Genomic DNA, 25,996 nt, shown 5'->3' with positions numbered 1-25,996 from the left:
CCAGCGTTCTGGACCTGCCTGGAATACGTTTCCGGCACTTCCGTCCAGTCAGTTTCGTGGCTATCTATGGGATGCGCCGTACGCTAGTGCGGCGCATCAATCATTTCAGCACCGCGAGATTCCGCCCATGATGCGTCAGTATGAGCTTGTCGAGCGCGTCCAGCGCTACAAGCCTGACGTCAACGAGGCGTTGCTCAACAAGGCCTATGTCTATGCCATGCAGAAGCATGGCCACCAGAAGCGCGCTTCCGGCGATCCGTATTTCTCGCATCCGCTCGAAGTCGCCGCCATCCTCACCGAAATGCATATGGACGAGGCGACGATCGCGGTCGCCCTGCTGCACGACACCATCGAGGACACGACCGCCACGCGGGCCGAGATCGACGATCTGTTCGGCCCCGAAATGGGCAAGCTGGTCGAGGGCCTGACCAAGTTGAAGAAGCTCGATCTGGTCTCGAAGAAGGCCGAGCAGGCGGAAAACCTGAGAAAGCTTCTGCTGGCGATTTCGGAAGATGTCCGCGTGCTGCTGGTCAAGCTCGCCGATCGTTTGCACAATATGCGCACCCTCGACCACATGCCGGAGGCCAAGCGCCTGCGCATCGCCGAGGAGACGATGGATATCTACGCACCGCTGGCCGGGCGCATGGGCATGCAAGGCATGCGTGAAGAGCTGGAGGAGATCGCCTTCCGCTTCATTAATCCTGAAGCCTATCGCGCCGTCACCGCACGGCTTGCCGAAATCTTCGAACGCAACAAGGGCGTGCTGACGGACATCGAAAAGGCACTGTCCACGTTGTTCGAGAAGCATGCGATCAACGCCAGCGTAAAGAGCCGGCAGAAGAAGCCGTGGTCGGTGTTCCGCAAGATGGAGGCCAAGGCGCTGTCCTTCGAGCAGCTCTCTGACATCTTCGGCTTTCGCGTCGTCGTCGACACGGTCGAGGACTGCTACCGGGCGCTTGGCGCCATCCACACCGCGTGGTCGATGGTGCCGGGTCGCTTCAAGGACTACATCTCGACGCCGAAACAGAACGACTACCGCTCGATCCACACCACCATTGTCGGCCCGTCGCGCCAGCGTGTCGAGCTGCAGATCCGTACCCGAGAGATGAACAAGATCGCCGAATACGGCGTCGCCGCCCATTCGATCTACAAGGATACCGGCGGCAAGACGAATGGCGCCGCCCACGCGATTTCAAAGGAAACCAACGCCTACGCCTGGCTGCGCCGCACCATCGAGCAGCTTGCCGAAGGCGACAACCCTGAGGATTTCCTCGAAAATACCAAGCTGGAACTGTTCCAGGACCAGGTGTTCTGCTTCACCCCGAAAGGCATGTTGATTGCGCTGCCGCGCGGCGCGACACCGATCGACTTCGCCTATGCGGTGCACACCGATGTCGGCGACACCTGCGTCGGTGCCAAGGTCAACGGCCGCATCATGCCGCTGATGACGGAACTGAAGAACGGCGACGAGGTCGAGATCATCCGCTCCAAGGCGCAGGTGCCGCCGGCGGCGTGGGAATCGGTCGTCGTCACCGGCAAGGCGCGCTCGGCCATCCGCCGTGCCACCAAGAACGCCATCCGCAAGCAATATTCGGGTCTTGGCATCCGCATCCTGGAACGCGCCTTCGAGCGTGCCGGCAAGACCTTCACCAAGGAGAGCCTGAAGCAGGTGCTGCACAGGTTGGCGCGCAAGGACATCGAGGATGTGCTGGCCTCTGTCGGGCGTGGCGAGCTCGCCTCCACTGATGTCATGAAGGCGGTATTCCCTGACTACAAGGATGAGCGCGTCACCACGGCCGTCCCCAAGCCGCGAGAGGAGGGCTGGTCGAAGATCCGCAATGCCGCCGGCATGCTGTTCCAGATTCCGGGTCGTGCCGCGCGCAAGGACAAGGACCAGCCGCGCGATGGAGCCGTGCCGATCCGCGGCGTGCGCGGCGATCTGCCGGTGCGCTTCGCGCCGGAAGGGGCAGTCCCTGGCGATCGCATCGTCGGCATCGTCCAGCCGGGCACCGGCATCACTATCTATCCGATCCAGTCGCCAGCGCTGCAGGCGTTCGATGACCAGCCCGAGCGCTGGATCGACGTGCGCTGGGACATCGATGAGCGCACCAAGGAACGCTTTCCGGCGCGCGTATCGGTCACCGCCATCAACGCGCCGGGGTCACTCGCCGATATAGCGCAGGTGGTTGCCTCGAACGACGCCAACATCCATACGCTGTCGATGGTGCGCACTGCGCCCGACTTCACCGAAATGCTGATCGATCTCGAAGTCTGGGATCTCAAGCACCTCAACCGGCTGCTATCGCAGCTCAAGGACAATTCGAGCGTCAGCGACGCAAGACGCGTCAATGGCTAGACCATGCTCCGGTTTCGGACAACGTCATGGTCAATCAAAAAGAGGCAGACATGAACACCGATGAAGTGCTGGGCATTTTCCGCGAGGCGGGTGCTGTTCTGGAAGGGCATTTCATTTTGACCTCGGGCCTGCGCAGTCCGGTCTTCCTGCAGAAGGCGCGCGTGTTCATGCATGCCGACAAGACCGAGCTTCTGTGCAAGGCGCTGGCGGAGAAGATCCGCGCAGGCGTGCCCGGCAAGATCGACTATGTCGTCGGCCCGGCGATCGGCGGGCTGATCCCGGCCTATGAGACCTCACGTCATCTCGGCGTGCCGGCGATCTGGGTCGAGCGGGAAGGGGGCGAGTTCCGCTTGCGCCGCTTCGAGATCGCCAGGGGGTCGCGTGTCGTCATCGTCGAGGACATCGTCACCACCGGCCTGTCGATCCGAGAGACCATCGAGTGCCTGCGCGAGCTTGGCGCCGAGGTGGTTGCCGCGGCCTGCATCATCGATCGTTCGGCCGGCAAGACTGATGTCGGCGTGCCGCTCATCGCGCTTGCCGAGTATGAGGTCCCGGCCTATCCGGCCGACCGGCTGCCGCCGGAGCTTGCCGCCATCCCGGCGATCAAGCCCGGCAGCCGCAACATCTGACGGGGCATGCCGACATGCGTGAAGACGAATTGGAAATGATCGCCGGCATCGATCATTTCGTGCTGACGGTCGCTTCGCTGGAAGTGACCTGTGAGTTTTACCAGCGCGTGCTGGGTTTTGAGCGCATCGACGCGGCCGATCGACCGACGGCGCTGGCTTTCGGTAGCCATAAGATCAATGTGCATGAGGTCGGCCGGACTTTCGAGCCAAAGGCGAAGTCGCCGACATCAGGATCAGGTGATTTCTGCCTGATCACCGAGCGGCCACTGGATGAGGTCCGTGCGCGGCTCGCGGCCAATGGTGTGGTGGTGGAACTCGGCCCGGTTGAACGTATCGGGGCCCGAGGTCCAATGATGTCGGTCTATTTCCGCGACCCGGACGGCAATCTGGTCGAGGTCAGCGAATACCTGCCGTAGCCGCTGGCGGCGCTGTGCCTTTCGGCGATGCGACTGCCGTTCCTTAAATTTGCCGCGATTGTCCAATGTTCGAAGCAAGACCAGCCGCCCCGAAGGGCGGCGACAAGCGCGGCACAAAAGGTGTTTGGTTGTTCTTGCGCCAGCGCGTTGTTATATAAGCTGGCGATTGCCATAGGGTGATCGTCAAGCGCAAGATGTGGCTGCCACGCCCGGCTGAAGGTGCCGTTGCGGGCGCTGTGGAACGGGAACAGAGTGCTATTTCGACGCCGCAAGCCTGATGGCCTTTATGAGCGGGTGCGTACCTATCTTTGGCCGCGCCGCTCGTTTTCGCGCTCGCTTCAGTATTTTTCCAAGCGCATCCTGCGGCTGAAGGCCACACCGCATGCGGTGGCGGCCGGCGTTGCGGCCGGTGTCTTCGCTTCATTCTTCCCCGTCGGTTTCCATTTCATCATCGCTGCCATCCTGTGCTGGGTGATCGCCGGCAATTTGGTGGCGGCGGCGCTTGGCGCCGTTTTTTTCGGCAACCCGCTCACCTTCCCGTTGCTATGGGGCGCGTCGTGGGAAACGGGCAAGCTCATCCTGCATGACCGTTTGCCGACACATGGGCCGCCGGCGCATCTGGGCGAGATGTTGCACAACCTCTCCTTCGCGCAATTGTGGAAACCGGTCCTTGAACCGATGCTGATCGGTGCGGTTCCGCTCGGCTTGATCTTCGGGCTGCTGTTCTACGCCATCACGCGCTGGGGCATGAACGCTTTCCGCGAACAGCGGCGCAAACGCCTGGCCGAGCGCGCAAGCCGGCATGCGCAATCGTCCCATCCCGGCGCAAGCATCGGTTCCACTGCGCGATGATCATCGGCATCGGCAGCGACCTGATCGACATCAGACGCATCGAGAAATCGCTGGAGCGTCACGGCCAGCGCTTCGTCCAGAGAATCTACACCGACATCGAACAGGCGCGTTCGGACAATCGACGCGCCCGCGCGGCCTCCTATGCCAAGCGTTTCGCCGCCAAGGAGGCCTGCGCCAAGGCGCTGGGCACCGGACTGGCGCAGGGCGTGTTCTGGCGCGACATGGGTGTCGTCAACCTGCCCAGTGGCGCGCCGACCATGGCGCTGACGGGAGGAGCGCAGGCCAGGCTGGACAAAATCCTGCCAAAGGGCCATCGGGCGGCAATCCACCTCACCATCACGGATGATTTCCCGCTCGCTCAAGCCTTTGTGATCATCGAGGCGCTGCCCGTCGAAGAAGCGCCACATTGATTGCCTCTGACGACCGGCATTGACGTTGCCCAGCGCGCGCCGAGACTCTATACCATCCAACGCACAATCGAGGACGACATGAGCGTGGCTGAAAAATCCGAGAAGAAATCCGGCGGGCTTGGCGAGACCGTCAGCGTCATCGTCCAGGCGCTTTTGCTCGCCCTGGTCATCCGCACGCTGCTGTTCCAGCCTTTTTCGATCCCATCGGGATCAATGCGGCCGACGCTTTTGGAAGGCGACTATCTGTTCGTCACCAAATGGTCCTATGGCTATTCGCGCTATTCGCTGCCTTTCGGACCCGATATTTTTTCGGGCCGCATCTGGGGCGCCGAGCCGAAGCGCGGCGACGTGGCGGTTTTCAAGTTCCCGCCTGATCCGTCCGTCGACTACATCAAGCGCGTTGTCGGCCTGCCGGGTGACAAGATCCAGGTCAAGGACGGCCAGCTTTTCATCAACGGCGTCGGCGTGCCGCGCGTGAAAACAGGCCAGATCGACAATCCCGACATCACCGAGGAATCGCGCCCGATCGATGTCTATCGTGAGACCCTGCCCAACGGCGTCAGCTACGACACGCTTGACCTGAATTCGAACTCGATCGGCGACAACACCCGCGAATTCGACGTGCCGCCCGGCCACTATTTCATGATGGGCGACAACCGGGACAATTCCGCCGACAGCCGTTTCACTGTCGGCTACGTTCCCGCGGAAAATCTGGTTGGCCGCGCCAATCTTGTCTTCTTCTCGATCGCCGGCAAGGCGAGCCCTCTCGAAATCTGGAAATGGCCGTCGCTGATGCGCGCTTCGCGCCTGTTTCACTTCGTCAATTGATGGCTTTGAAGCGCCCGACAGGCGAAACACTGGCCGGTTTGGTGAAGGCCAAGACCGGTTACGTCTTCAAGGATATCCGTTTGCTCGAGACCGCCTTGACGCATTCCAGTGCGGTCAAGGCGGCCACCAACAACCAGCGTCTTGAATTTCTTGGCGACCGCGTGCTCGGGCTTGTCGTCGCCGATATGCTTTTCGAAAAATTTCCCGATGCGCCGGAAGGTGAAATCGCGCCGCGCTTCAATGCGCTGGTCGATGCGCGGACCTGCTCCGAAATCGGCATCGAAATGCAGCTGGAGGATCTGGTCCGCGCCGATTCTGCCTTGAAGATGCGGTCGCGCGGCTCGGGCGGAAACTATCTGGCGGATGCGGTCGAAGCGCTGATTGCGGCGGTTTACGTCGACGGTGGCATCGAGGCCGCGCGGCGGTTCGTCCTGCGCTATTGGGAACCGCGCTCGCATACGGTGATCGCAAAGCCGCTCAATCCGAAATCCGATCTGCAGGAATGGATTGCCAAGACCAGCGATATCAGACCCGAATATGTGATCGACAAGCGCGAGGGACCCGACCATCAGCCGGTCTTCACTGTATCCTTGCAGGTCCGCGGCTTTGCGCCGATAAGCGGCACCGGCGGCTCGCGCAGGGCGGCCGAAGAAGCGGCGGCTTCGGCATTTCTTGTGCGCGAAGGCGTTTGGGCCGCCGCATCGGCCCAAAAATCGGGGGGCTCGCGGCCCTCCAGTGAAGGGAGCGCGGCATGACCGCTACCGAAGAGCCGGCGACCACAGCCGCCGCCACGCATTCCGGCTTTGTCGCGCTGATCGGCGCGCCCAATGCGGGCAAGTCGACCTTGGTCAACCAATTGGTCGGCGCCAAGGTGTCGATCGTCACCCACAAGGTGCAGACGACTCGCGCCATCGTGCGCGGCATCGCCACGCATGACAATGCGCAAATCGTTTTCGTCGACACGCCCGGCATCTTCAAGCCGAAGCGAAGGCTCGACACGGCGATGGTGACCACCGCCTGGGGTGGGGCCAAGGACGCCGATATCGTACTGCTTCTGATCGACGCCGAGCGCGGCATCAGGGGCGACGCCGACGCCATCCTCGAACGGCTGAAGGATGTGCGCCAGCCGATGGTGCTGATCCTCAACAAGGTCGACCGCGTCAAGCACGAAGCGCTGCTGGCTCTGTCGGCGGCAGCGAACGAAAGGGTGCCGTTCAAGCGCACCTTCATGGTGTCGGCGCTGACCGGTTCCGGCTGCAAGGACGTGCTCGATTATCTGGCCGAGTCTCTGCCGGTCGGTCCCTGGTACTATCCGGAAGACCAGATCTCGGACCTGCCGATGCGCCAGCTCGCGGCCGAGATCACGCGCGAGAAGCTTTATCTCAGGCTGCATCAGGAATTGCCCTATTCCTCGCATATCGAGACCGAGAAATGGGAAGAGAAGCCGGACGGCTCGGTGCGCATCGACCAGACCATCTATGTCGAGCGCGACAGCCAGAAGAAGATCGTTCTCGGCCACAAGGGCGAGACCATCCGCGCCATCGGCCAGGCGGCGCGCATGGAGATAGCAGGCATCCTCGAACAGAAGGTGCACCTGTTCCTGTTCGTCAAGGTGCGCGAGAACTGGGGCGACGACCCCGAGCGCTACCGCGAAATGGGGCTCGAGTTTCCGCGCTAGGCTCGATGGTCAGCAAGCCGAACATCGACATAACGCTTGTCAGCCGATTGATCGCCACGCAATTTCCCAAGTGGAAGGATCTTCCGGTCAGGCCGGTTGCATCAGGCGGATGGGACAACAGGACCTTTCATCTGGGCGGCGAGATGACCGTGCGACTGCCAAGCGCCGCGGCCTATTCCCTGCAGGTGGAAAAGGAGCATCGCTGGCTGCCGAGGCTCGCACCTCTGCTGCCGCTGCCGATCCCGGTGCCGCTGGCGATGGGAGTTCCGGCCGAAAGCTATCCCTGGCACTGGTCCGTCTACCGCTGGATCGAAGGCGAGACGGCAGAGCGCGAGCGGATTGCCAGCCTGCCGCAATTTGCGACCGACCTGGCCGCGTTCCTGGTCGCCCTTCAGCGTATCGATGCCACCGGTGGACCGGCGCCGGGACAGCACAATTTCTTTCGCGGCGGAGCACTCAGCGTCTACGATGGCGAGGCCCGGCAAGCGATTGCCGCCCTCGAAGGCAAGATCGACACGGCCGCAGCCAGTGCGGTGTGGGAGGCAGCACTTGCCGCACAATGGCACGGTGCGCCGGTCTGGTTCCACGGTGACGTCAGTTGGGGAAACCTGTTGGTCAGGCAAGGCCGATTGAGCGCGGTGATCGACTTCGGAACCTCCGGCGTCGGCGATCCCGCCTGCGATCTGGCGATTGCGTGGACGCTGTTTGAAGGCAAAAGCCGGGAGGCGTTTCGTGCCGGCCTTCCGGCCGACGGGGCGATGTGGGCGCGCGGTCGTGGCTGGACGCTTTGGAAGGCGCTGATCACGGTCGCTGGACAGATCGACGCCAACCCTGTTGAGGTTGAGAAATCCTGTCACGTGATCGATGAAGTCCTTGCCGACCGCGCGCGCGAGCGTGAAGCGCCGAACGATAAGCCGCTCTAGCCAACCAAAACCCAGTCCCGTCGCCAAACATCCGCCGTCGCATGGCGCGACCAGGGACATTCCGACCGACGCATGCTTCCCGGGAGTGCCAATCCGCCTGATCGAGGCGGACGACCACGTCGCCCGTGTCGCCAAGGTCGACTGAGAGGCGTCACGGAGGAATCGTTTTTGAACGGTTGGCTGCTGTCACAATCGGGGACGCCACAGCGCTCCAGGGTTTCGATCGTCTTGGAAGAAGCAGACAGGCTTGGAAGCGTCATCCCGCTTTTCGCCTCGGCATCAGAGTGAGATTGGCGAATGGGCGTCACCTGGCGATAGAGGGGTCGGCAAGATTCAGGTCGATGTCGGCGAAAACCAGGTAGATATTCCACATTGTGCGGTATTTTTAGAAATATAAAACGTTGAATTATATTTGGCCGCGAAAGTATCCCATATATATATTCAATATGTGACGTTGTGCCACTTGTGCCATTCGCCGTCACGGAAAGTGTTATTTGTGCAACACAGCATTAATCTGTTCACGGAATTGGCATTATTTCGGAAATCGTCATTGAAGGCAGATGATCGATGGGTATGTTCGCCGCTGAAAAGGGCGAGCGGTGTGAGCCTTTTTCGTTGTGGGGGTGAGGCGGGAAAACATTGCCGCCAGCCACAAATCCGAAGCCATTTATAACTATGACTGGAGAGGTCAGAAAATGAACATCAAGAGCCTCCTTCTCGGCTCAGCCGCGGCCCTGATCGCGGTCAGCGGCGCGCGCGCCGCCGACGCTGTCGTCGTCGCCGAACCGGAACCGGCCGAATACGTCAAGATTTGCGACGTCTACGGCGCCGGCTACTTCTATATTCCGGGCACCGAGACCTGCCTGCGCATCGGCGGTTATCTCCGCTACGACATGGGCGTCGGCGATTCCGGCTCGCTCGATGGCGCCAACAACGTTGCCGATCACATGGACGGCGATAGGCACGACACCTATTACAAGAACATGCGCTTCACGCTGAGGACTTATACCGGCCAGGAAACCGAACTCGGCACGTTGAAGACCTTTACCGAAACTCGCTTCCAGTTCGGCAACTCCTCCGGCGACTATACAGGCGACGGCACCGGCTGGCAGGCCGGCAACAAGACCACCACCCTCAATTTCGCCTGGATCCAGCTCGGTGGTCTGCGCGTCGGTAAGGATGAAACGGTATACGACCAGTTCATCGGTTATGCCGGCAATGTCATCCAGGACACGCTCATCCCGTATGGTGTCAAGGATACCAATCTCATCAGCTATTACTTCGACGCTGGCAGCGGCTTCACGGGCGTGGTCTCGCTTGAGGAAGGCACCGCCGTCAACACCATCGACAGCTATGTTCCGCATGTCGTCGGCGGCTTGAAGTACAAGGGCGACTGGGGTGCGATCACTGGCGTCGTGGCCTATGACAGCAACTATGAGGAAGTGGCCGGCAAGGTCCGTTTGGACGTCAACGTCAGCAAGGAACTGACGCTGTTCGTCATGGGCGGCTACGGCACCAACGACAACATCAACGACTTCGGCACAGGCCGTACCCAATACAAGCCGTGGGGCGGTAACTGGGCAGTCTGGGGTGGCGGCACCTACAAGTTCAACGAGAAGACCTCGTTCAACGCCCAGATTTCCTATGACGACTGGAAGAACCTCGGCGTCGCTGCCAACGTTGCCTATACCATTGTGCCCGGCTTTACGGTCACGACTGAAGTCGATTACCTCAATGCAGGAAAATTCGACGACTTCGACTTCAACAACTGGACCAAGGCCGACAAGAAGAGCAGCGTCGGCGGCATCGTCCGCTTCCAGCGCAATTTCTAGCAGATCGACTGACCTCACCAGCCCGCCCGCAGCACATCGCTGCGGGCGGTTTTTTATGCATTGGTGTGAGAGTTACCCAGGAGCCAAGCCCATACCTTGATTTCGCCACCCGATCGGTGAAAAGCTCCTGAAATGGAATGGCGCGACGAGGGAATCATTCTCGGCACCCGCAAGCATGGCGAAACCAGCGCCATTCTCGAGGTGCTGACGCGAGCGCATGGCCGTCATCTCGGCCTTGTTCGCGGCGGCCGTTCGCGCAAACAGCAGCCCGTCCTCCAGCCCGGCAATCGCGTCGACCTGTTGTGGCGTGCGCGCCTTGATGAACATCTCGGCACGTTCCAGGCCGAAGCGATCGAGATGAATGCTGCCCGGTTGATGGACAGCGCCGTCGCCGTCTACGGCTTGCAGACCATGGCCGCGCATCTGCGCCTGCTGCCCGAGCGCGACGCGCATGAAGGTCTCTACGAAACGCTTGCCGTGATGATCGTCCATCTCGACGACGCCGACGTTGCCGGAGAACTGGTGGCGCGCTTCGAGCTTCTGGTGCTGGACGAACTCGGCTTCGGCCTCGATCTCAGTCGATGTGCCGCCACCGGCACGCGACAGGACCTGGCCTATGTCTCGCCGAAGTCGGGACGCGCGGTATCGCGCGAAGCCGGTTTGCCATGGCGCGACAAGATGCTGGCTCTGCCGGCCTTCCTACAGCGCGGCTCCGGCCTGCGCGCCGATGCGGCTGATGTCGACGACGCCTTCCGGCTCACCGGCTTCTTCTTCAACCGCCATGTCTATGAGCCGCGCGGCATCGAGCCGCCGGACGCTCGTACCGGCTTCCTCGCCGCCTTGCGCAAACATCACGCGCGCGGCAAGGCCATAGCTGGCGAGGACGCAACCAGAGAAATCATCACATGAGCGAGGTCGAACTTTATCCTGGCCGGGTCTCACCGCTCGGGCTCGGCACCATTCCGCACGCCGATATCCTGAAATACACCGGTCTGGAATTGCTGCAGCGCATCGTCGACGGCAAGTATCCGGCGCCGCCGATTTCCTTTCAGCTGAATTTCACTCTCACCGAAGTCTCGGAAGGGCGCGCTGTCTTTCGTGGCATGCCGAGCGAGCGCCATCTCAACCCGCTGGGCAGCGTGCATGGCGGCTGGGCGGCGACGCTGCTCGATTCGGCACTGGCCTGTGCCGTGCAGACGCTGCTCGAAAAGAGCGAGGCCTATACGACGGCGGAGTTCAAGGTGAATTTGACGCGTCCCATCACGCCGAAGACCGGCGAGGTGGTCTGCGAGGGCAGGGTTGTTCACAAGGGCCGCACGTTGGCGGTGTCGGAAGCGACGCTGAAGGATGCCGGCGGCAAGCTGCTGGCTTTCGGCACCGAAACATGCTCGATCTTTCCGGCCGCCAATCTGGCGGCGCGCTGAGTTTTCTGGCCGCTTGGCCGCCGCATTTGAATGTCAGTACGACGAATGTCAGTGAAAACTGGCCTGGTTTGGGGGAACCGCCATGTTTGAAAGCCTGATCGGCCTTGTCGCCATCATCGCCTTGTTCGTCATCATTTCGCGTCAGCAGAGCCGCATCGGCCTTGTCGAGCGTGAGCTTGGCGCGCTGCGCAGCCTTGTGCTCTCGGGAGCCGTGCCGCCGGCGGCCAAGCCGTCCGAACAGGCGGTGGCCGACAACGCACCCGCCGATGTGATTCCAGCCGTTGCGGCAGCGGCCGACATTCCCTCTCCAGCGACAAGCGAGCCGGTCGCCGCACCGGCGCCAGCCACGGAAACGGAAGACTCGACCGGCGAGATCGTGTCCGGGCCGTGGACCGCTCCAGAACCGGCGCCGAAGGCGGTGGAACCCGCGGAGCTTCCCGGAGCGACGAAAGCCGCCCGCCAATCCGATGTCGAAACCGCGCTCGGCACCCGCTGGGCGGTCTGGGTCGGCGGCATCGCCCTGGCGCTGGGCGGTCTGTTCCTGATCCGCTACACCATCGAAGCCGGCATTTTCGGCCCCGGCGTACGGCTGACCATGGCCGGCGCGCTCGGCCTTGTGCTGGTCGCCGGCGGCGAGTTCGTCCGCCGCACCGGCTTCAAGATGCCCGTACAAGGCGCCGCGGGCGCCTATATTCCGGCGATCCTGGCAGCGGCCGGTGCCTTCATCCTGTTCGGCACCGTCTATGCCGCGCATGGCATCTACGGCTTCATCGGCCCGGCACTCGCCTTCACGCTGCTCGGCGTCATCGGCGTGGCGACGATCGCGGCAGCCCTTGTCCATGGCCAGGCGCTGGCCGGCATCGGCCTTGTCGGCGCCATGGTGACGCCGGTGCTGGTCGCCTCGCAGGCACCCAATCCCTGGGCGCTGTTCGGCTATCTCGCCATCGTGCTTGCCGCCACCGGCGTCATCGCCCGCATGCGCGACTGGAAGTTGCTGATGGCGGCTGCCTTTTTCGGCACCGGTGTCTGGACCATTCTCTATATGACCGATGCGCCGGGGGCGAAGCTCTCTGCGATCCTGTTCATCGACGCCGTCACGCTGGCCGTGCTCGCCCTTGTCTGGCTCGCTCGCCGTGGCGACGAAACCACGCCAGACAGGGCTTTCGACTGGCCGTCCATCGTGCCTGGCCTGTTCGTCGCATTCTCGGCACTGGGCCTGTCGGTCGACCCGGCCTTTGCTGCCGCCAGCTATGCCTTGCCGGGCGCGGTGGTGATCGCCGCGATGGTGGCGGTCACGCTTTATCGTCCGCTGGCGCTGCCGCTCCTCTATGCCGCGGGACTGGTCACGGTGCTGATCTATCTCGGCATCATCCCGCCAACCTTGATCGCTTCCGATTTTTCGGGCGGCGCCTTGGGCGTCGACGGACTGCCGGTGGCCACGTCCAACGCGCTGACCTTGCGCATCGGCATCGCACTCGGCCTGGTCTTCATCGGCGCCGGCTTCTGGGCCGCGCGCCGGTTCGCCGCCGGCACGCAGATCCGCGCGGCCTCATGGGCAGCGTGGGGCGTCATCGTCCCGCTGGTCGTCCTGCTGGCGCTCTGGTTCACTTTCGGCAATCTCGACCGTGACCCTGTCTACGCCGCCGCAGCGGCACTGCTGGTCGTCATTTTCGCCGCCGGCGGCGAGTGGATCGCGCGGGCCGAGGAGCCGCCGCTCAAGGGCGGCATCGCCGTGTCGTTTGCCCTGGGCGGCGCGGCCATCGCCGGGCTGCTGCTGATGCATATGGCTTTCGATTCCGGCTGGACCACCATCCTGCTCGGTGCGGCGGCCATTGTGCCGGCGCTGGCCACGCGCTGGCGCGTCTATCCGGTGCTCGGCTGGATTTCGGTCGGCGCGGTGATCGCGGTGCTTGGCCGTGTCGCCTTCGACCCGACCATTGTCGGCGCCGGGTTCCTGTCGACGACGCCGGTGTTCAACTGGCTGTTGCCCGGCTACGGCGTGCCGGCGCTGGCCTTCGGCTTTGCCGCCTGGCAGCTTGCGCGCACAACGAATGGCCGGCCGCGCCTTGCCATGGAGGCGGCAGCGGCACTGTTTGCGCTGCTCACGCTCGCCATACTGGTGCGCCACGCCATGCACGGTGGCGTCATCGACACGGGTGCCATGACGCTCGCCGAACAGTCGATCTACACCCTGATCGCCATCGGTGCCGGCGCAATCCTGGTCGCTATCGACATGCGCTCGCCAAGCTCGGTGCTGCGCTATGGTTCGATGGCCATCGGCGTAATCTCCGTCGGCTTCATCGTCATCCGGCACTTCGTGGTGCTGAACCCGCTTTTCACAGACGAATCGACCGGCCGTATCCCGGTGTTCAACCTGTTGTTCCTCGCCTATCTCCTGCCGGCGGTCGCCGCCGGGGGACTGGCGCTCTACGCCAGGGACAAGCGGCCAAAATGGTATGCGCAGATGCTGGCCGTGGTGGCTGCCGCGCTTGCCTTCGCCTATGCCACGCTGTCGGTGAGGCGCCTGTTCAAGGGCGAATTCATCGGCCTGTGGAGCGGCCTCGGCCAGTTGGAAACCTACACCTATTCGGCGCTCTGGCTGGTAATTGGCGTTGCGCTGCTCTCAGCTGGCGTCTGGCTGAAATCGCAGGTGCTGCGCATCGCTTCGGCCGCGCTGATCGCGATCGCCGTGCTGAAGGTCTTCATATTCGACATGTCGGAGTTGGAAGGCGTACTCCGGGCGCTATCCTTCATCGGCCTCGGCGCGGTTCTGATCGGTATCGGCCTGTTCTATCAGCGGCTTTTGACACGGGCGGCGAAGGAAAACGGATAAAGGCAAGCAAGAACAATAAGATTTCACCCCGACCGGGAATAAATCGGCCAATGGGCTCGTTATCTCATTGCTTGGGTGACCGGGGCGGGAGACCGCTTCGCGCTGGCCGCTTGCGCCGCGCCCGGAAGGCGCGTTCAATCCAGATCAACAAGGGCGACCTCGAAACCAGCGGTCATGGACGAAAAGAAGGCAGCAATCCTTGGCGAAATACCGCGCCTGCGCCGTTACGCACGCTCGCTTTTGCGCGACCGCGACGCTGCCGACGACCTTGTCCAGGATTGCCTCGAGCGGGCGCTTGTGCGGCTCGACAACTGGCAGACAGGAGAAAGCCCCCGGAGGTGGCTGTTTACGATCATGCATCATTTGTTCATCGACCAGATGCGCAAGGTGAACCGCCGCGGCGAGGCGGCGATGTTGCCGCTGGAGGCGGGCGAGGCCGTTGCCCAGCCGGCAGAGCAGGTGGAGAGTATCGCCTCGCGCGAGATCATCGACGCGTTGCAGGCGATCAGCCCCGATCGACGCGCAGCTCTTGTCATGGTTGCCATCGAAGGTTTTTCCTATGCCGAAGCCGCCAACATTCTGGGCGTCCCCGCTGGCACGCTGATGTCGCGCATTGCGCGCGGGCGTGAGGAATTGCGTGGGTTGCTGGACGATACGGCGCGTCGCCGCGCAATAAGGATCGTCGAGAAATGATCCGCCGCGACTTTTCCGAACGGGACATCCACATGGCGCTCGATGGCGAGCTGCCTGCAGACGAGCGCGCCGCTTACGACGCCTGGCTCGACGCCAATCCCGAGATGAAGGCCAGGAGCGCCCGCTTCACCGCCGACCGGACGGCGCTGCAGGCCGCCTTCGCCGGGGTGCTGGACGAAGCCGTGCCCGCGCGCCTGCGCAAGGTCGTGCTTGGCGAGGCGCCGGTCAAGGCAGCTGTGCCACGCTCGCGCTGGTGGCTTGCCGCTGCTGCCGCCGTGCTTTTGGTCGCCGGCGGGCTTGGTGGCTACCTTGCCGGCGTCGACGGCATCGGCCAGGAGGACCCGGCGGAAGATCGGCTGGCCGAGCAGGCAATCGCGGCCCATGTCATCTATGCCGCCGAAAAGCGGCATGCCGTCGAGGTTCCGGCCAGCGACAAGGACCATCTGCAGACCTGGCTGTCCAACCGGGTAGGGCTGAAGCTGGTGGCACCCGACTTGACCGCGAACGGTTTCCAGTTGGTCGGCGGCCGGTTGCTTCCGGCAGGCGAGAGCAAGGCCGCCATGCTGCTTTACGAGGACGGCAATGGGCAGCGTATATCGCTGTTCGTCACCACGGAATCGACGGAGAATGCCAAGGGCACCTACGCCGCCACGCAAGACGGACCCGAGGCCGTCTACTGGCTGGACAAGGGCTATGGCTGCGCCGTCGTCGGCTCCTTGCCGCGCGAGCGGCTGAACGAGGTCGCCAGGAACGCCTACACGCAACTTGTAAACGGGCTGGCAAGCTGAACGGCACCGCTTTTGCCGGTGCCGTCGATCCGCGAATGCTGATCCGGCCGAAGGACCTTTTGCGCCCGTCGGATCGGCGTCGGATTTGTCACAATTCGGCCCTAATCGAGGTGCGATAGCGCTTGATGAATGCCGTCGCATCGCCCCGAAAATCGGAAACGGTTTTTGGAAAAACGAGGCGAAGATTCAAGGTGGTGGAGCGGACTTCGTGCGCCCAGGTGGACGCCGGTTTTCCCAACGCCCTGGTTGGCGTCAAGGACGTGTTCGAGTAGGGCCATTTCCACCACCAATCGAGGTTTTCTGAAGCCGCATGCCTGCCGAGATCCGCACGGCCCGCGCGTCTGACGTCGATGATCTCGCCGCCATCGAGAAAGCTGTTTTCTCAAGCGACCGTATTTCCCGCCGCTCCTTCCGACTGTTCATCGAGCGTGAAACCGCCGAGACGCTGGTCGCCGAAGTCGACGGCCGCGTGGCCGGTTATGCGATCGTGCTGTTTCGCAAAGGCAGCGGCGTGGCGCGCCTCTACTCGATTGCGACCAGTCCGTTTTTCGGCGGGCTGGGTGTCGGCCGCATCCTGCTCGGATCCGCCGAAGATGCCGCCTTCGAGCACGACCGCATGATGCTGCGTCTCGAAGTTCGCGAAGACAACAGCCGCGCGATCCGCATCTACGAACGGGCCGGTTATCGCAAGATCGGGCGTGAGCCCGGCTACTATGAGGATGGCGAAACGGCACTTCGCTACGAAAAAACCTTGCGTGGCGACATTCCGATCGCCACCAAGGTGCCGTTCTACCCGCAGACCTGCGAATTCACCTGCGGTCCGTGCTGCCTGATGATGGCGATGGCCAATTTCGATCGCGGCTTCGTGCCGGATCCGGTCATGGAAATCCGCCTGTGGCGTGAAGCGACGACCGTCTTCATGATGTCGGGTCCCGGCGGTTGCGAGCCGTTCGGCCTCGCTGTCTCGGGCTACGAGAGCGGGCTCGCGGTGGAGATCTACGTCTCCTTCTATGGCGCGCTGTTCCTGCAATCGGTGCGCAGCGAGGACAAGCGCAGGGTAATGGAACTGGCGCAGGTCGACTTTCGCCGACGCGCGGAACTTTACGGCATCCCGGTGAATTACCGTGCATTCACAATCGACGATATCCGCGCTGCGATCGCTGGGGGAAAGCTGGTGCTGGTGCTGATCAGCGGCTTCCTGATGTTCGGCAAGAAGGTGCCGCACTGGGTGCTGGCGATCGGCGATGACGGCGACCATATCCTGATCCACGACCCTTGGGTCGAGGATGAAAGGCAGGAGACCATCCTTGATGCAGCCAACATTCCCGTGCCTTACGGCATCTTCATGAACATGGCGCAGTTCGGTCGCGATGGACTGCGTGCCGCCATCACTCTGGGAAAGCGTGACAGACAATGACCTGGGTCATCCTTACCGGCAGGCAGAGCGATCTCGACCAGGTGGCGACACCGCACAAGATCATCACCAATCGCGACTATCTCGCGCATCCGTCATTGTTTCGCGGCCAGCGGCCGAAGGTCATCAACCTGTCGAACAATTACGCCTACCAGAGCCGCGGCTACTATGCCTCGCTGCTGGCAAGCTCGCGCGGCCACAAGGTGATCCCGACCGTCGAGACGATGATCGACCTGTCGGAACGCAAGCTCTATGAGCACGCGCTGCCGGAACTGGAACTGGCGCTCAACAAATGCCGCAAGGATCTTGGTGGCGCCTTTCCGCAAAAGGTCTGCATCTTCTTCGGCATCGGGCCGTCAAAAATCTGGGACCGTTTCGCCAAGCTGTTGTTCGATTGGTTCCGCGCACCGGCGCTCGAAGTCCACATCAAGGACAGCGCCGAATGGGCCTCGATCCGCAAGATCGGCTTTCATCCATTGGCGCGGATGACCGAGGACGAGGAAAAAAGCTTCATCCAGTGCCTGGAAACCTACACCAACCGGGAGTGGCGCGACACCAAGGGCCGTACGCCGGCGCGCTACACCTTCGCCACGCTGGTCGACCCGCATGAGGAATTGCCGCCCTCGGAGATCTCGTCGCTGCGCTATTGGGCCAAGATCGCCGAGAAGATGGGCGTCGAAATCGAGCCGATCACCAAGCGGGACCTGGCCAAGCTCGCCAATTACGACGCGCTGTTCATCCGCGAGACCACCTCGATCTCCAACCACACCTATCGTTTCGCCCGCCGCGCCCAGCAGGAAGGCATGCCGGTGATCGACGATCCACTGTCGATGATCCGCTGCACCAACAAGGTCTATCTCAACGAGCTGATGGCCTACAACAAGGTGCCGGTGCCGCCGACGGTGATGATCGCCGGCACCTCGGATCTCGAACTGGCGGCGCAGACGCTGGGCTTTCCGCTGGTGCTGAAGATCCCGGATTCGTCGTTCTCGCGCGGCGTCAAGAAATGCGCCAACGTCGAGGAACTGAAGACGCTCGCCACCGAATGGCTGGAGGATTCCGACCTTCTGATCGCGCAGAAATTCATTCCGACCGAATATGACTGGCGTGTCGGCGTGCTCGGCGGCCAGCCGCTGTTTGCCGTGCACTATCTGATGGCCAAGAAGCACTGGCAGATCGTCAACCACAAGGCCAACGGCAAGCCCGACCAGGGCGGCATCAAGACCTTCACGCTGAAGGAAACGCCGGCGCATGTCGTCGAGACGGCAGTGAAGGCGGCGCGCTGCATCGGCGACGGGCTCTATGGCGTCGACCTCAAGGAGACCAAGGACGGCGTCTTCGTCATCGAGGTGAATGACAATCCCAACCTCGACCATGGCTGGGAGGATTCCGGTGAGAAGGACGAGGTCTGGGTGCGGCTGACGCAGTGGTTCCTGGAGCGATTGGACCGGCCGGGGCGGTAATTTGATCGGGGGGTAGGACATGCAATTTATCGTGATCGAGGACTTCACCGGCTGTGATCGCAAGGAGATCTATCGCCGCTTTCGCGACCGCGGCCGCCTGAAACCGGACGAGCTGCTCGTCCACCACAGCTGGATCGCGGCGGACATGAGCCGCTGCTTCCTGCTGGTGGAGGCCGATGACGTCACGCTGCTGCAGCGTTGGGTCATCGAATGGGCGGATCTGGTGGAATTCGAGATCATCCCCGTGGCGACAAACAAGGACATGGCTGAGGCATTGAGCGGGCACCTCTGACCATTGCCGCGTGTCACGTCAACGCAGTGCCGGCGAGCCGACTGCGCGCCGGCACTCGTCGATCAGCCACTGGCGAAACGCGTCCACGACATCGCGTCTGGCGCTGCGCTCCGGGATCGTCAGGCAATAGGGCTGGCGCAGCTCGACCATCTGGGCGAGGGGCCTGACAAGTAGGCCGTCCTCCAGCGCCTCGGCACAGTAGATCCCTTGCGCCAGCGCCACGCCCAATCCCGAAATGGCAAGGTCGAGTGCCGCGCGCGACGAGTTGGCCGAGAGCCCGCGCTGCGCTGCCCGGCCGGGTTCGATGCCGGCCGCCTCGAACCAGTTGTGCCACGACGGAAAGGACGCACCGGTCGGTCCCCAGCCGGTATGGATAAGCGGCAGGCTGGCGAGGCCTTCGGGTTTGATCGTGTCGGCCAGCCCGGGTGCACACACGGGATAGACCGCGTCCTGGACGATATCCTCGGTCGGGTGCTCGCGATAATGCGGCCCATAAGTGAGCCTGATGTCGATCAACTCACGGTCGAACGGCACCGGGTCATCCTCGCCTCTGAGCGATATGTCGACGGCGCCATGGCTTGAGACAAAACCAGTGAGACGCTGCGAAAGCCAACCCATGGCCATGGATGGCGGCACCGACACCACGAGGCGCGGGCGGAACGCATCGCCGCCCAGCTGGCGCGCGACGCTGCCGATCTCCTGGAAGGCCATGGTCAGCCTGGGCAGCATCTCGACGCCGGCCTCGGTGAGGACGGCGCGCCGGTTGACGCGATGGAACAGCTTGCGGTCCATCTGCTCCTCGACGGTGCGGATGAGCTGGCTGACGGCGGCGGCGGATACAGAAAGCTCTTCCGCCGCCCCCGCAAAGCTGCCTGTACGGGCCGCAGCCTCGAAAGCCTGAAGTCCTTTGAGAGAGGGAAGTACGGCCATGATCACCGAATAGATAAGTTCAGCTTATCTAAATCGCAGAAATCGTCATTTTTGGAAAGGTTTTTCATGCGCTACAGTGGATTCTATCAAATCCCAGCCTGGATCGAAGCCCGTGGATCATCGAGACGTAATTTCATCGTTGACGCAGGAGGAGCGCAACCGGCTGACCGCCAAGTCTGATGCCGCGGGCCTCGTTCAGCTTGCCGCTCATTGGGGTGCGATCGTGATCCTCGGATCGCTGATCGCCGCCAAAGTGCCGTTCTGGCCGCTGCTGATGCTGCCGCAAGGTCTCCTCATCGTGTTCCTGTTCACGCTGCTGCACGAGACGGTTCATCGCACGGCCTTTGAGGCGCAGCGGCTGAACGATGTCGTGGCGCGGGTGTGCAGCCTGGCGATCGTGCTGCCGGCGGACTGGTTCCGCTACTTCCACTTTGCCCACCATCGATACACGCAAGATCCCGACAATGACCCGGAACTGGCGTTCCCCAAGCCGGAGACATGGCGGCAATACCTCGTCCACATATCCGGCATCCCGTTATGGTGGGGCCACATCAAGACGCTTTATGCCAACGCCGCGGATCGTGGTCGCGAAAGCTACGTTCCGCCAAAGGGCTATGACAAGGTGCGCATCGAGGCACGCGCCATGATTGCCTTTTATGCCGTGCTCCTTCTGCTGGCCGTCTATTTCCGGCTCTCGGTGCTTGTCTATGTCTGGATTTTGCCCGCTCTGTTGGGGCAGCCGTTTCTGCGCCTCTATCTCTTGGCCGAGCACGGTCGTTGTCCGTTCGTCGCCAACATGCTGGAGAACACCAGGACCACATTGACCAACTGGCTGGTCCGCAAGCTGGCGTGGAACATGCCGTTCCATGCCGAGCATCATGCCTATCCCGGCGTGCCGTTTCATCAACTGCCGCGGTTTCATGCGCTGATCGAGCGGCATCTCAAGGTGGTCGAGCCCGGGTATGTCAGCTTCCACGAAAAGTACATCGAGACGCTGCATTGACGATGGCCGGCCTAGCCGGTCTGGCTGTGCGGCGCTCGGGATCTCAACAGGCGCTGGATCTCGGCCGCCTTTGACGGCGCGCCGATCAGAAAGCCCTGCGCCTCGGTGCAGCCATTGCTGCGCAGGATGTCGAGTTGCACCTCGGTCTCGACCCCCTCGGCGGTGACAGTGATGCCAAGCTCGGCACCCAGCCCGATGACGGTGCGAACGATCGCCGCGGTGTCGCGATTGCCGAGGTCGTGGATGAACGAACGGTCGATCTTGATCTTGTCGACAGGAAAACGCCTGAGGTAGCCGAGCGACGAATAGCCGGTGCCGAAATCGTCCAGCGCGATGCGGATGCCGAGTTCGCGCAACTGCCGCAGCGTCCTTAGCACCACCTCGCTTTCGTCCATCAGCACGGTTTCGGTGATCTCCAGTTCCAACCGACCGGCTGGCACGCCGGAGAAAGCCAGCGCCGAGATGACGCTGCGGGCGAAGCTGCCGCTTTTAAGTTGCACGGCCGAGACATTGACCGCCACGCGCAGGCCGGCGGGCCAGCGTGCCGCCGCCGTGCAGGCTTTCCTCAGCGCCCATTCTCCAAGCGGCACGATCAATCCGGTTTCTTCGGCGACCGGAATGAAGCTGTCCGGCGCCACCATGCCACGTTCTGGGGAATGCCAGCGCATCAAGGCTTCCGCGCCGACGATCTCGCCGGAGGCGATGTTCATGATGGGTTGGAAATCGAGGTCGAATTCCTGGCGCGACAGTGCGGTCCCGAGGTCGACCTCCAACGCACGCCGTGCCTGTACCATTGCGTCCATTCCGGGTTCGAAGAACCGATACAGATTGCGGCCTTCGCTCTTCGCCCGGTAAAGCGCTGTATCGGCGTTCCTCAGCAGCGTGTCGGCATCTCCGCCGTCGTCGGGGAAAACCGCGATGCCCAGGCTGATGCCGATATGCATCTCGCGGCTCTTGTCACGGAACGGTTTTCCGATTGTCTCGACGATGCGCTTCGCGAGTTTTTCAGCACTGGCAATGCCCTTGAAATTGACCTGGATGATGACGAACTCGTCGCCGCCGAAGCGGGCAACGACGTCGTTTTCATTATGCAGGCAGCGCTGCAGCCGCTCGGCCACGCTCTTCAGCAGCCAGTCGCCGGCCGGATGTCCCCAGGTGTCGTTGACTGCCTTGAAGCGATCGAGATCGAGCGAGAAGATCGCCAGCGGCGTGGCCGCCGTGTCCTCCAGCGCAAGGTCGAGCCGTTCGCGAAACATCGAGCGGTTGGGCAATCCCGTCAGCGTGTCGTGATGCGCAAGATGGGTCATGCGCTCTTCGGTGCGGCGACGTTCGGTGACGTCGTCGAAGGTCACCACCCAGCCGCCGCCATCCATCGGCCGACGTGTGACCAAAACCGTCCTGCCGTCGGTAAGATGCCGATAGGCCGAATGCATTTTTGCCGCCGCCAGACAGGCTTCGGTCTTGGCGACTTCGCTGTCGACATCGATCTTCGTATAGATGCCGAGTTCCAGCAATCGTTCGAGCGCGTCGCGGTGCGTCGTTCCAAGCGGAAAGTCCGCCGGGGTGACCTTGTAGAGCTCCAGAAAACGCCGGTTGCGCACGATCATCTTGCCGTCGGCGTCATACATCAGCAAGCCTTGCGACATGTTGGCGAGCGCTGCGTCGAAGCGGCGGTGCTGCTCCTTGAGATCCTCTTGCGCGCGGCGCTGCTCGGTGATGTCTTCATAGATCGAAACCCAGCCGCCCAGAGCCAGAGGGCGGTGCGAGATGCTGACGATGCGGCCGTCCGACAGTGTTTCTTCGTAGGTCGAGGGCTTTGCCTGATCGATATAGGGCTTGCGGATGGCGTAGAGTTCGTCGGCGGTTTGCGAGGCGACGCCGATATCGACGCTGTGGCGCAGAATGTCGAGGAACCGGATGCCGGGCCTTATCACCCTGGCGTCGAGGCAAAAGATGTGTAGGTAGTTGCCGTTGCAGATGATCATCCGCTCGTCGGCGTCGAACATGCACAGGCCGTGCGACATGTTCTCGACCGCAGCCGAAAAGCGTTGGTTCTGCTCCCGCAGTTCGTCTTCCATGTGGCGGGAGCGGTCCATGCCTTCGGCCTCCCGTTTCGGGACGGCCGAACCATCCTTGGCATCAGCGACGGGCATGAGCGCGCCTGCGGACCGTGATCGAACAAGCTACTGTGGTCGCCGCTGGTTAATTTAGCGTTTTAATGCATGTCGCCCAAAAGTGACCTCGGTTTTGGGGGAATGACATGCATAAAGACAAAGACCTAAAGCGCGTCGCGTGAATCCGTTTCAGCGCGACGCGCTTTAGCCGATTGCGGTCGCCGAAACCTGATGCCGCGACGTCTCGATCGCCGAAAACCGTTTCAGAAACGCGTTCTGCGCCCAGGTCACCGAACGTGGCGTGAAATCGAAGCGGTCGGCATTGAAGCCGCGCGGACGGCCGAAGAACTCGGTCGCCTCGGCGGTCGAAAAGCCGGCGAGCAGCGTTGCCTCGAAATAGGCGGCGATCTGGTCGGCGCGCTTGATCTCCTTGCGCAGCGCAGCACTTGGTTCCGGAGGCAGCGAGAAGCGCAGATGGATGGCGCGCTGCAGCCGTAACTCACAATCCTTGTAGCTGCCGCCCATCACCGATTTGAACGGCGAGATCATGTCGCCGATGACATATTCGGGGGCGTCGTGCAGCAGGGCCGCCAGCCGGGCGTCGGCCGAAGCCTCGGGCACCAGGTCGCAGAACAGCGCTTCGACCAGCAGCGAGTGCTGGGCGACCGAAAACGCATGCTCGCCGCTGGTCTGGCCGTTCCAGCGGGCAACGCGGGCGAGCCCGTGCGCAATGTCCGAAATCTCGATGTCGAGCGGCGAGGGGTCGAGCAAATCGAGCCGGCGGCCCGACAGCATGCGCTGCCAGGCGCGTGCCGGCGCGCCGACGCGGTCGGCCGCCATCAGGCCTCCTCCGCGCTGACGGCTTCCTGCGGGAAGGCGAATTTTGCCCAACCGGGAATGCCCAGCGTTACCGGAACGTCCCCGGCCATGATCGGCTGGCCGGCATCGAGCGCCGCCTTGACCCGGTCGATGCGCACAATGGCCAGACCGGTCGTGTCTACGGTCGAGCCGAGCGTGCCAACCGGCCTGCCTGCGACGGTCAGTTCGGTGCCGGGCGTGGGCAGGGGCCTGTCGGCCGATGCAATCAGCACGCGCCGCCTGGCCGTGCCGCGATGCTGCATGCGCGAGACGACCTCCTGGCCGACATAGCAGCCCTTCTTGAAGCCGATGCCGCCGGTTTCGTCCAGCAGCACATCGTGGGGGAAGGCGTCTCCGAGTTGGTAGTCGCTGCCGCTTTCGGCAATGCCGCCGACAATGCGGAAGGCCTGCCACGCGGCAAGATCGCCGCGCTCATCCGTTTCGCCATAGGAACGCGTGACGGCACCCTTCGGAAAGCGTGTGTCGGCGGCCGCCGTTGAATCAGATTGTGAGGGTGTTGATTCATGTCCCCACGCGACGGTGACAAACGCCTGATCGGATTTGGCAATCTCGACCTTGGCGCGCAGTTTGTAGAGCGTCAGCCGGCGTACGAAATCGTCCGATATGTCGGCACGGCATTCGAGCCGGAATGCATTCTCGCCGGTGCGGGAGATCAGGAAATCGAACAGGATCTTGCCTTGCGGCGTCAGCAGCGCACCGGGTTTGGCTTCGCCGGGAGCCAGGATGTCGAGATCGGTGGTCAGGATGTTCTGCAAAAAATGCTCGGCATCCGGACCTGATACGGAAATGAGGGCGCGGTCTTTGAGCTGGGCACAGGGCATGGGCGGAAAAGCAACCTGATCTTGCAAAATGGTCGGCCTTTACGTAAGCCGCTGGCACTCCCCCCGCAAGAGAGCATGGCCATGATCTACGACCTCATCCTGACAGGCGGCACAGTGGTCAACCATGACGGCGAAGGGGCTCGCGACATCGGCGTGAAGGACGGGCGCATCGCTGCCATCGGCGATCTCCGCCAGGCCTCGGCCGGCGAGACGATCGACTGCCGCGGCCTGCATATCCTGCCGGGTGTCGTCGACAGCCAGGTGCATTTTCGCGAGCCGGGACTGGAGCACAAGGAAGATTTGGAAACGGGTTCGCGCGCTGCCGTGCTTGGCGGTGTCACCGCCGTGTTCGAGATGCCCAACACCAATCCGCTGACCACCAGCGAGGCAACGCTTGCCGACAAGGTCCGGCGCGGCACGGGGCGCATGCATTGCGATTTCGCCTTCTGGGTCGGCGGCACCCGCGAGAATGCCGGGGATGTCGGCGAGCTTGAGCGGCTGCCGGGTGCGGCCGGGATCAAGGTTTTCATGGGCTCGTCCACTGGCGACCTGCTGGTCGAGGATGACGAGGGCGTGGCGTCGATCCTGAGAAACACGCGCCGGCGCGCCGCCTTTCATTCGGAAGACGAATTCCGGCTGCGCGAGCGCCTTGGCGAACGCATCGAAGGCGACCCGGCATCGCACCCTGTCTGGCGCGACGAGATCGCCGCCTTGCGCTGTACCGAACGGCTGGTACGCATTGCGCGAAACGCCCGTGCCCGCATCCATGTTCTACACATCTCGACCGCCGAGGAGATTGTGTTCCTCGAACAACACAAGGATGTCGCGACCTGCGAGGCGACGCCACATCATTTGACGCTGAGCGCCGACGACTATCTCAGGCTTGGCACGCTGATCCAGATGAACCCGCCGGTGCGTGCCGCGCGCCATCGCGATGGCGTCTGGCATGGCATTGCGCAAGGCATCGTCGATGTGCTCGGCTCCGACCACGCGCCGCACACGCTGGCCGAGAAGGCAAAGCCCTATCCGGCCTCACCGTCGGGGATGACCGGCGTGCAGACGCTGGTGCCGATCATGCTCGACCACGTCAATGCCGGCCGGCTGACCTTGCAGCGCTTTGTCGACCTGTCTAGCCACGGCCCGCAGCGGATCTTCGGCATGGCGAGAAAGGGCCGCATCGCTGCCGGCTACGACGCCGACTTCACCATCGTCGATATGAAGCGGCGCCAGACCATCACCAATGCGCAGGCCGGCTCGAAAGCCGGCTGGACGCCTTATGACGGGAGAGAAGTGGTCGGCTGGCCGGTCGGCACCGTCATTCGCGGCCGCCGCGTGATGTGGGAAGGCGAGATCGCCACGCCAAGCCAGGGTAGGGCGGTGGAGTTTTCTGAGGCATTGCCCCGCTAGGCTCCCTACCC

General features: G+C 62.7%; 24 protein-coding genes. 20 read left to right on the top strand and 4 right to left on the bottom strand.

Going from position 1 to position 25,996, the window contains the following annotated elements:
• Positions 1 to 127 precede the first annotated feature (127 nt).
• The 18 genes from EN990_RS19175 (at position 128) to EN990_RS19090 (ending at position 18,831) form a co-directional block, all read left to right on the top strand.
• Positions 128 to 2,356, top strand: a complete 2,229-nt coding sequence (locus tag EN990_RS19175) for a bifunctional (p)ppGpp synthetase/guanosine-3',5'-bis(diphosphate) 3'-pyrophosphohydrolase (protein ID WP_013532590.1) — start codon at positions 128 to 130, stop codon at positions 2,354 to 2,356.
• A gap of 50 nt (positions 2,357 to 2,406) precedes the next feature.
• On the top strand, positions 2,407 to 2,985 hold the full coding sequence (pyrE, locus tag EN990_RS19170) for an orotate phosphoribosyltransferase (protein WP_013532589.1): 579 nt from the start codon (positions 2,407 to 2,409) through the stop codon (positions 2,983 to 2,985).
• A gap of 35 nt (positions 2,986 to 3,020) precedes the next feature.
• Complete coding sequence (locus EN990_RS19165; RefSeq protein ID WP_164753848.1) at positions 3,021 to 3,401, top strand: VOC family protein; 381 nt, start codon at positions 3,021 to 3,023, stop codon at positions 3,399 to 3,401.
• A gap of 252 nt (positions 3,402 to 3,653) precedes the next feature.
• Entirely contained in the window at positions 3,654 to 4,253 is a 600-nt protein-coding gene (locus EN990_RS19160; protein ID WP_013532587.1) for a DUF2062 domain-containing protein, read from the top strand.
• On the top strand, positions 4,250 to 4,663 hold the full coding sequence (acpS, locus tag EN990_RS19155; protein ID WP_024503069.1) for a holo-ACP synthase: 414 nt from the start codon (positions 4,250 to 4,252) through the stop codon (positions 4,661 to 4,663). The genes EN990_RS19160 and acpS overlap by 4 nt, the downstream gene beginning before the upstream one ends.
• Positions 4,664 to 4,741: 78 nt before the next feature.
• Positions 4,742 to 5,491 (top strand): signal peptidase I, encoded by a 750-nt coding sequence (lepB, locus tag EN990_RS19150; RefSeq protein WP_127267160.1) that lies wholly within the window; start codon positions 4,742 to 4,744, stop codon positions 5,489 to 5,491.
• Positions 5,491 to 6,246, top strand: a complete 756-nt coding sequence (gene rnc, locus EN990_RS19145) for a ribonuclease III (protein ID WP_013532584.1) — start codon at positions 5,491 to 5,493, stop codon at positions 6,244 to 6,246. Before lepB ends, rnc begins: the two co-directional genes overlap by 1 nt.
• Entirely contained in the window at positions 6,243 to 7,169 is a 927-nt protein-coding gene (gene era / locus EN990_RS19140; protein ID WP_024503067.1) for a GTPase Era, read from the top strand. Before rnc ends, era begins: the two co-directional genes overlap by 4 nt.
• A gap of 5 nt (positions 7,170 to 7,174) precedes the next feature.
• Entirely contained in the window at positions 7,175 to 8,092 is a 918-nt protein-coding gene (locus EN990_RS19135) for an aminoglycoside phosphotransferase family protein (RefSeq protein WP_127385413.1), read from the top strand.
• A 695-nt stretch (positions 8,093 to 8,787) separates the two neighbouring features.
• Positions 8,788 to 9,924: a porin gene (locus EN990_RS19130; protein ID WP_024503065.1), complete on the top strand. Its 1,137-nt coding sequence runs from the start codon at positions 8,788 to 8,790 to the stop codon at positions 9,922 to 9,924.
• 132 nt (positions 9,925 to 10,056) lie between these two features.
• Positions 10,057 to 10,833, top strand: coding sequence for a DNA repair protein RecO (gene recO, locus EN990_RS19125; RefSeq protein ID WP_127369896.1), 777 nt, complete (start codon positions 10,057 to 10,059; stop codon positions 10,831 to 10,833).
• Positions 10,830 to 11,348, top strand: a complete 519-nt coding sequence (locus tag EN990_RS19120; protein WP_127385412.1) for a PaaI family thioesterase — start codon at positions 10,830 to 10,832, stop codon at positions 11,346 to 11,348. The genes recO and EN990_RS19120 overlap by 4 nt, the downstream gene beginning before the upstream one ends.
• An 82-nt stretch (positions 11,349 to 11,430) precedes the next feature.
• Positions 11,431 to 14,181 carry a DUF2339 domain-containing protein gene (locus EN990_RS19115; protein ID WP_127385411.1) on the top strand — a complete coding sequence of 917 codons (2,751 nt, stop codon included), beginning with the start codon at positions 11,431 to 11,433 and terminating at the stop codon, positions 14,179 to 14,181.
• A gap of 174 nt (positions 14,182 to 14,355) precedes the next feature.
• Positions 14,356 to 14,874 carry an RNA polymerase sigma factor gene (locus EN990_RS19110; protein ID WP_013532577.1) on the top strand — a complete coding sequence of 173 codons (519 nt, stop codon included), beginning with the start codon at positions 14,356 to 14,358 and terminating at the stop codon, positions 14,872 to 14,874.
• Positions 14,871 to 15,662, top strand: coding sequence for an anti-sigma factor (locus EN990_RS19105; RefSeq protein ID WP_027162669.1), 792 nt, complete (start codon positions 14,871 to 14,873; stop codon positions 15,660 to 15,662). Before EN990_RS19110 ends, EN990_RS19105 begins: the two co-directional genes overlap by 4 nt.
• A gap of 310 nt (positions 15,663 to 15,972) precedes the next feature.
• Positions 15,973 to 17,079: a peptidase C39 family protein gene (locus tag EN990_RS19100; protein WP_013532575.1), complete on the top strand. Its 1,107-nt coding sequence runs from the start codon at positions 15,973 to 15,975 to the stop codon at positions 17,077 to 17,079.
• The gene (locus tag EN990_RS19095) at positions 17,076 to 18,539 is read left to right on the top strand and encodes a RimK family protein (protein ID WP_127368967.1); all 1,464 of its coding nucleotides are present in this window, start codon (positions 17,076 to 17,078) and stop codon (positions 18,537 to 18,539) included. Before EN990_RS19100 ends, EN990_RS19095 begins: the two co-directional genes overlap by 4 nt.
• A gap of 31 nt (positions 18,540 to 18,570) precedes the next feature.
• Positions 18,571 to 18,831 carry a DUF3303 family protein gene (locus tag EN990_RS19090; protein ID WP_244514281.1) on the top strand — a complete coding sequence of 87 codons (261 nt, stop codon included), beginning with the start codon at positions 18,571 to 18,573 and terminating at the stop codon, positions 18,829 to 18,831.
• Positions 18,832 to 18,849: 18 nt separating this feature from the next.
• Here EN990_RS19090 and EN990_RS19085 read toward each other — a convergent pair whose 3' ends face one another.
• The gene (locus EN990_RS19085) at positions 18,850 to 19,761 is read right to left on the bottom strand and encodes a LysR substrate-binding domain-containing protein (protein WP_024503060.1); all 912 of its coding nucleotides are present in this window, start codon (positions 19,759 to 19,761) and stop codon (positions 18,850 to 18,852) included.
• Positions 19,762 to 19,873: 112 nt separating this feature from the next.
• On the opposite strand from EN990_RS19085, the gene EN990_RS19080 reads away from it, so the two are divergent.
• A complete protein-coding gene (locus EN990_RS19080) occupies positions 19,874 to 20,764 on the top strand; it encodes a fatty acid desaturase family protein (protein ID WP_127368966.1) in 891 nt (296 codons plus the stop codon).
• 11 nt (positions 20,765 to 20,775) lie between these two features.
• Here EN990_RS19080 and EN990_RS19075 read toward each other — a convergent pair whose 3' ends face one another.
• From EN990_RS19075 to EN990_RS19065, 3 genes are all read right to left on the bottom strand, one after another.
• Positions 20,776 to 22,917 carry an EAL domain-containing protein gene (locus EN990_RS19075; RefSeq protein WP_127368965.1) on the bottom strand — a complete coding sequence of 714 codons (2,142 nt, stop codon included), beginning with the start codon at positions 22,915 to 22,917 and terminating at the stop codon, positions 20,776 to 20,778.
• 165 nt (positions 22,918 to 23,082) lie between these two features.
• Positions 23,083 to 23,718 carry an HD family hydrolase gene (locus tag EN990_RS19070; RefSeq protein ID WP_013532569.1) on the bottom strand — a complete coding sequence of 212 codons (636 nt, stop codon included), beginning with the start codon at positions 23,716 to 23,718 and terminating at the stop codon, positions 23,083 to 23,085.
• Entirely contained in the window at positions 23,718 to 24,578 is an 861-nt protein-coding gene (locus EN990_RS19065; protein WP_127369400.1) for a folate-binding protein YgfZ, read from the bottom strand. Before EN990_RS19065 ends, EN990_RS19070 begins: the two co-directional genes overlap by 1 nt.
• Before the next feature lie 75 nt (positions 24,579 to 24,653).
• Here EN990_RS19065 and EN990_RS19060 point away from each other — a divergent pair, with 75 nt between their 5' ends.
• The gene (locus tag EN990_RS19060) at positions 24,654 to 25,985 is read left to right on the top strand and encodes a dihydroorotase (protein WP_245461020.1); all 1,332 of its coding nucleotides are present in this window, start codon (positions 24,654 to 24,656) and stop codon (positions 25,983 to 25,985) included.
• Positions 25,986 to 25,996 lie beyond the last annotated feature (11 nt).

The organism is Mesorhizobium sp. M7A.F.Ca.US.005.03.1.1 (assembly GCF_003997975.1).
Classification (GTDB): Bacteria; Pseudomonadota; Alphaproteobacteria; order Rhizobiales; family Rhizobiaceae; genus Mesorhizobium; species Mesorhizobium ciceri.
Note: the sequence above shows the minus strand (reverse complement) of the source record. Positions and strands in the feature narration are given on the sequence as shown.

Excerpts from the sequence above, each read along its gene's own strand:
- EN990_RS19115 (WP_127385411.1), top strand. The coding sequence starts at position 11,431 with ATGTTTGAAAGCCTGATCGGCCTTGTCGCCATCATCGCCTTGTTCGTC.
- rnc (WP_013532584.1), top strand. The coding sequence starts at position 5,491 with ATGGCTTTGAAGCGCCCGACAGGCGAAACACTGGCCGGTTTGGTGAAG.
- recO (WP_127369896.1), top strand. The coding sequence starts at position 10,057 with ATGGAATGGCGCGACGAGGGAATCATTCTCGGCACCCGCAAGCATGGC.
- acpS (WP_024503069.1), top strand. The coding sequence starts at position 4,250 with ATGATCATCGGCATCGGCAGCGACCTGATCGACATCAGACGCATCGAG.
- EN990_RS19105 (WP_027162669.1), top strand. The coding sequence starts at position 14,871 with ATGATCCGCCGCGACTTTTCCGAACGGGACATCCACATGGCGCTCGAT.
- lepB (WP_127267160.1), top strand. The coding sequence starts at position 4,742 with ATGAGCGTGGCTGAAAAATCCGAGAAGAAATCCGGCGGGCTTGGCGAG.
- EN990_RS19110 (WP_013532577.1), top strand. The coding sequence starts at position 14,356 with ATGGACGAAAAGAAGGCAGCAATCCTTGGCGAAATACCGCGCCTGCGC.
- era (WP_024503067.1), top strand. The coding sequence starts at position 6,243 with ATGACCGCTACCGAAGAGCCGGCGACCACAGCCGCCGCCACGCATTCC.
- EN990_RS19065 (WP_127369400.1), bottom strand. The coding sequence starts at position 24,578 with ATGCCCTGTGCCCAGCTCAAAGACCGCGCCCTCATTTCCGTATCAGGT.
- EN990_RS19175 (WP_013532590.1), top strand. The coding sequence starts at position 128 with ATGATGCGTCAGTATGAGCTTGTCGAGCGCGTCCAGCGCTACAAGCCT.
- EN990_RS19130 (WP_024503065.1), top strand. The coding sequence starts at position 8,788 with ATGAACATCAAGAGCCTCCTTCTCGGCTCAGCCGCGGCCCTGATCGCG.
- EN990_RS19120 (WP_127385412.1), top strand. The coding sequence starts at position 10,830 with ATGAGCGAGGTCGAACTTTATCCTGGCCGGGTCTCACCGCTCGGGCTC.
- EN990_RS19070 (WP_013532569.1), bottom strand. The coding sequence starts at position 23,718 with ATGGCGGCCGACCGCGTCGGCGCGCCGGCACGCGCCTGGCAGCGCATG.
- EN990_RS19085 (WP_024503060.1), bottom strand. The coding sequence starts at position 19,761 with ATGGCCGTACTTCCCTCTCTCAAAGGACTTCAGGCTTTCGAGGCTGCG.
- EN990_RS19135 (WP_127385413.1), top strand. The coding sequence starts at position 7,175 with ATGGTCAGCAAGCCGAACATCGACATAACGCTTGTCAGCCGATTGATC.
- EN990_RS19075 (WP_127368965.1), bottom strand. The coding sequence starts at position 22,917 with ATGCCCGTCGCTGATGCCAAGGATGGTTCGGCCGTCCCGAAACGGGAG.
- EN990_RS19100 (WP_013532575.1), top strand. The coding sequence starts at position 15,973 with ATGCCTGCCGAGATCCGCACGGCCCGCGCGTCTGACGTCGATGATCTC.
- EN990_RS19060 (WP_245461020.1), top strand. The coding sequence starts at position 24,654 with ATGGCCATGATCTACGACCTCATCCTGACAGGCGGCACAGTGGTCAAC.
- EN990_RS19095 (WP_127368967.1), top strand. The coding sequence starts at position 17,076 with ATGACCTGGGTCATCCTTACCGGCAGGCAGAGCGATCTCGACCAGGTG.
- pyrE (WP_013532589.1), top strand. The coding sequence starts at position 2,407 with ATGAACACCGATGAAGTGCTGGGCATTTTCCGCGAGGCGGGTGCTGTT.
- EN990_RS19165 (WP_164753848.1), top strand. The coding sequence starts at position 3,021 with ATGATCGCCGGCATCGATCATTTCGTGCTGACGGTCGCTTCGCTGGAA.